Annotated in this window: 5 protein-coding genes; 2 read left to right on the forward strand and 3 right to left on the reverse strand. The window is 59.5% G+C overall.

Going from position 1 to position 4,590, the window contains the following annotated elements:
- Positions 1-35: 35 nt before the first annotated feature.
- Together HU811_RS25210 and HU811_RS25215 are read right to left on the reverse strand one after the other, a co-directional pair.
- The gene (locus HU811_RS25210; RefSeq protein ID WP_186658698.1) at positions 36-788 is read right to left on the reverse strand and encodes an anti-sigma factor family protein; all 753 of its coding nucleotides are present in this window, start codon (positions 786-788) and stop codon (positions 36-38) included.
- Complete coding sequence (locus tag HU811_RS25215) at positions 785-1,291, reverse strand: sigma-70 family RNA polymerase sigma factor (RefSeq protein WP_092457038.1); 507 nt, start codon at positions 1,289-1,291, stop codon at positions 785-787. Before HU811_RS25215 ends, HU811_RS25210 begins: the two co-directional genes overlap by 4 nt.
- Positions 1,292-1,454: 163 nt before the next feature.
- Between HU811_RS25215 and HU811_RS25220 the strand changes: the two genes are divergently transcribed.
- Together HU811_RS25220 and HU811_RS25225 are read left to right on the forward strand one after the other, a co-directional pair.
- Positions 1,455-2,537 carry a catalase family peroxidase gene (locus HU811_RS25220; RefSeq protein ID WP_186658701.1) on the forward strand — a complete coding sequence of 361 codons (1,083 nt, stop codon included), beginning with the start codon at positions 1,455-1,457 and terminating at the stop codon, positions 2,535-2,537.
- Positions 2,534-3,070, forward strand: coding sequence for a cytochrome b (locus tag HU811_RS25225; protein ID WP_186658706.1), 537 nt, complete (start codon positions 2,534-2,536; stop codon positions 3,068-3,070). Before HU811_RS25220 ends, HU811_RS25225 begins: the two co-directional genes overlap by 4 nt.
- Positions 3,071-3,136: 66 nt before the next feature.
- Here the strand turns inward: HU811_RS25225 and HU811_RS25230 are convergent, their stop codons facing one another.
- Entirely contained in the window at positions 3,137-4,288 is a 1,152-nt protein-coding gene (locus HU811_RS25230; protein ID WP_092400619.1) for a M14 family metallopeptidase, read from the reverse strand.
- Positions 4,289-4,590: the final 302 nt, after the last annotated feature.

The raw sequence follows: 4,590 nt of genomic DNA on the forward strand, positions 1-4,590 counted from the left end.
CGAGCAAGCCCGCTCCCACAGGGGATCTGCGGTGCTCAGAAATTCAGGGTCTGCTTGAGCTTTTGCGCCGCTGGCGTATCACTGGGTATGACCATCGCATAGTTGTATCCCGGCCCGGACCAATACTCGGCCTGCAACTCGCCGTCACGACGGCTGCCGCGCGGTAGCAAGAAATTTTTCGGGCCCGGTGGACGCACATAGAAGCTGATCTTCTGGCCGCTCGGGTCCTGATAAACCACCATCGCCGCCGCCCCTTGCTCGGTGCTCAGCAATCGCCCGCTGACCGGCTTGAATCCTGCCCCTGACAGATCTGGCAGGCGGTCGGCCCGGGTGAAGTAACGGTCGAGCCAGCCTTGCATGGTGCTCTCGTCGCCGCCTTGATAATCGGCCGGCAGGATGCCTTGTTGGGCAAACAGTCGATACGCCTGCAAGGCGTCGGTCATGGGCAGCATAGCGCTGACGAGCGTCATCTCCCGGGCCTTCCAGCCGCTCAAACCGCCGACACTGACGGCCAGCAGCAACACTGCCGCGCTGGCCAGATGACGATGGAACCGATGTTTCAGGCGTTGGCGGATCGCTGTCGGGTCGAGGTCCGGATTGGGCGCGTGTTGCAGGTCTGCGTTCAGGGCCGCGCGCAAGTGTTGTGCGTCCTGTTGCCAGGCCTGGACTCGGGCGGCGACTTCCGGGTGATGGGCCAGGTAGTTTTCCATCAGACGCTGGTCGGCTTCGCTCAGTTGACGATCGACGAAGGCGTGCAGGTCGTTGTCGCTGGGGGGCATGCTGATCATTTGAGTATCCGCAGGGCAGGGCGGGTGATTTCGCCGTCGCTGAGTTGGCGCAGGGCCTGGCGGGCGCGGGATATGCGTGACATTACGGTGCCGGTCGGTACGTCGAGGATGTCGGCCACTTGCTGGTAGCTCAAGCCTTCCACTGACACCCACAGCAATAGCGCGCGTTGTTCGGTGGTCAGTTGATCGAACGCCTCGAGGGACGTTTGGGCGATCACGCTGCGCTCGGCCGAAGGGTGAGCGTCGTCGCGGCCGGTAAAAAATTCCAGCATGCGGGCATAGCGCCGGGAACGACGATGGCTATCGAGAAACTGTCGATAAAGAATCGAAAACAGCCAGGCCCGAAGATCGCCGTCGGCCCGCTTGTCGTTCCATTTTGACAAGGCCCGCTCCAGACATGCTTGCACCAGGTCGTCAGCGTTGCTGGGGTTGCGCGTCAACGACACGGCAAACCGCCGTAGTCGGGGAATGAGCGTGCGCAACTGTTCGTCGAGTTCGTTCATGGCTGTGCTTCTTTGGCAGTCACTGCGCCGGGAGTGGAAAGACGACTCGCGAAGGAGATTATTCCAGCCTGGAAAAAATAAATACGAAGCGTGGGAATAAAACCCTCAGGCTTTCGTCTGACGGGTCCTTTGTAGAAATGGCCTTGGGCCTTGGAGCTTCGTCATGGTTGACCCTTCCTCTGAACCGAGCCGGCCGCCGTTGGGTGCCAGCAGCCTGGCGCTGCGCCTGAGCGGCATCGCCGTGATTGTCGCCGCGTTGGCCGGGACATTTGCCTACGTCAATGGAACCCTTGACCCACAACGCCTGACGCCGAATGCGTTGGTCAATGTGCTGGAAAAGAACAACGGCGTGCACCCCGGCTTTCGTCGCAATCACTCCAAAGGGGTTTGCGTTGTGGGCTATTTCCAAAGCAGCGGTGAAGCTCGCCCCTATTCCAGTGCCCAAGTCTTCATGGAGCCGCGCACGCCGGTCGTCGGGCGCTTTGCCTTGCCCAGCGGCAACCCCTACGCGCCGGACAACAGCGTGCCGATCCGCAGTCTGGCGCTGCGCTTCACCCAGGCCAACGGGCAGCAGTGGCGTACCGGCATGAACAGCATGCCGGTGTTTCCGGTGGGCACGCCCGAAGCGTTCTATCAGTTGCAACAGGCCCAATCGCCGGATCCGGCCACGGGTAAACCCAACCCTGCGGCCGTACCCGCCTTCTTTGCCGCGCACCCGGAAGCCAAACCGTTCCTGCAATGGATCAAGACCGCGAAGCCATCGGCCAGCTATGCCACCGAAACCTACAACGGCATCAATGCGTTCTATCTGGTCAATCCTGCGGGACAACGCCAGGCGGTGCGGTGGGGCGTGGTGCCAGTGGCCGTGGATGGCACGCAAGTGACGCCACCCCAGGGCGCCGACTTTCTGGAACAGGATCTGGTGCAGCGCCTGGCTGCGGGGCCGTTGCGCTGGCAGCTGAATATCACTTTGGCCAATCCGGGCGATCCGGTGAATGACGCCAGCAAAGCCTGGCCCGAAGATCGAAAGGTGCTCAACGCCGGTACGCTGGTGCTGGAGCGCACCCAGTCGCAGGACGACGGCGAATGCCGCGACATCAACTATGACCCGCTGATTCTGCCCAACGGCATCGAAGGTTCAGAAGACCCGCTTTTGGCGGCGCGCTCTGCCGCGTATGCCAGCTCGTACTTGCGGCGCACCAGCGAAGTCAGTCAATTGCCCGCCAACCAGGAGTCCCGCCCATGAGCACCCCTCGACACTTCGCACCGCTGGCGCGACTGCTGCACTGGTTGATGGCATTGATGGTCATTGCCATGCTCTTTATCGGCGCGGGCATGGTGGCCTCGGTGTCCGAGCGCCATGAATGGCTGCTTCAGTTGCACAAACCCTTGGGCATCGCGATTTTGCTGCTGGTGATCGTGCGCCTGGTGGTGCGCTTTACGACGCGCCAACCGCCATTGCCGGTCGATCTGCCAGGCTGGCAGGCGTTGGCGGCCAAGGCCTCCCATGCGCTGTTGTATGCCTTGATGTTGATTTTGCCATTGTTGGGCTGGGGCATGATTTCAGCGGCGGGAGACCCGGTGATGCTCAGCAGCTCCCTGCAATTGCCTTCCATCGTACCGGCGGATGCCCAGGCTTTCGCACTGTTGCGCAAGGCTCACGGCTATCTGGCTTATCTATTGTTCCTGACCGTGCTGGTGCATCTGGCGGCGGCACTGTTTCATGGTTGGGTGCGTCGGGATGAGGTGTTGGACAGTATGTTGCGTGGCAAAGGCTGATGATTGTGGGAGCAAAGCTCCCACCCAGGATATCCACCTTGGACAAGGGTTGATCAGGTCGTTGGATTAACGCAATTCGTCAACCATGGTCTCAATGGTGCTCAATACATCTTTGCCCAGTTGCATCGAACGCTTGCCGGACCAGCCGGTGCGCGGATCCGGGTGGTCGTCATGATCCTTGAACGGCATCTCTAGGGTCAGGGACAGGCAATCGTATTTTTGGCCGACTGCGTTACAGGCCAGGGTCATGTTGGCCAGGCCCGGTGCGTCGCGGGTATAGCCGTGAGCGGTCTGAAAGTCTTTGGTCTGGTGCTTGAGATCGCTGCGAAAGCGCTCTTCAAGTTCGGCAATGCGTGGCGTGTAGCCGGGGTTGCCTTCGCAACCGGCGGTGAAGACGTGAGGGATTTCTTCGTCGCCGTGAACGTCCAGGAACAAATCTACGCCGTATTTTTCCATTTGCTGCTGGACGAAAAATACCTCAGGACTGATTTCCGGACTGGCGTTCTGCCACGCGCGGTTGAGATCCTGACCCATGGCATTGGTACGCAGATGGCCGTGGAAGGCACCGTCAGGATTCATGTTGGGCACCAGATACAGATCGGCCTTGGCAAGCAGTCGGTTCAAGCGCGTGTCGTCCTGATGTTGCAGGCGTTCGATCACGCCCTCCATGAACCACTCGGCCATGTGCTCGCCGGGATGCTGCTGGGCGATGATCCAGACCTTGCGTCGACCTTCGGCACCACTGCCCTTGCGCAGTAGTTGAATGTCGCGGCCTTCCACGCTTTTGCCAATGGCCAGCAGTTCGGTCCCGGCCTTGTGCAGTGCCTGCTCGATCAACCAGTCGTGGCGACCACGGCTGTAGGGTTCGAAGTAGGCAAACCAGGCATGAGACTGTTCGGCTTCCAAGTGAAAGCGCAGGGCGTCGCCTTCGAACTGTGTGGGAATACGGAACCAGTTGACGTGATCATAAGAGGCGACGGCCTGGTAACCCGTCCATGCCTTGTTGTAGGACGATTGACTGGCATTGAGCAAACGAAAGGAATACTCCTGGCCGACATGCAAGCCACTGGCCTTGAAGTGGAACCACTGGAAGTGGGCGCTACGGGTGTCGGGTCTGATCTTCAGCAGTGATTGCAAAGGATTGCTGATGTCGACGATCTCGATGTTGCCGCTGTCGAAATTGGCGCTGATATCAAAGGAAGATTTAGCCACGGTCACGGTTCCTGTGATGGATTTTATGACCGTTACTTTACACGCAAGGAGGAGGATGTCGGGGACGATTTGCGTGACAGAAAAGAGGGGGCGTCCTCCCTGGACGCTATTGGAGCTTAGTGAGTCCGCGATTGATTCTCAAGTGCTGCCTGTCGATAGTTTTCGCCGGTATGGCGTGGAGTGCTTGAAAAGGGATATTCATTTGCTATCATCGCCGCCATTGAATGAGCGACACCCAAAAGACTTCATTAGCCTGAAGCCATAAGCCGAAAAATCGGCAAAAAAAGACCCCGCCAAAAACCGGGGCA

Source organism: Pseudomonas tehranensis (assembly GCF_014268615.1).
GTDB lineage: Bacteria > Pseudomonadota > Gammaproteobacteria > Pseudomonadales > Pseudomonadaceae > Aquipseudomonas > Aquipseudomonas tehranensis.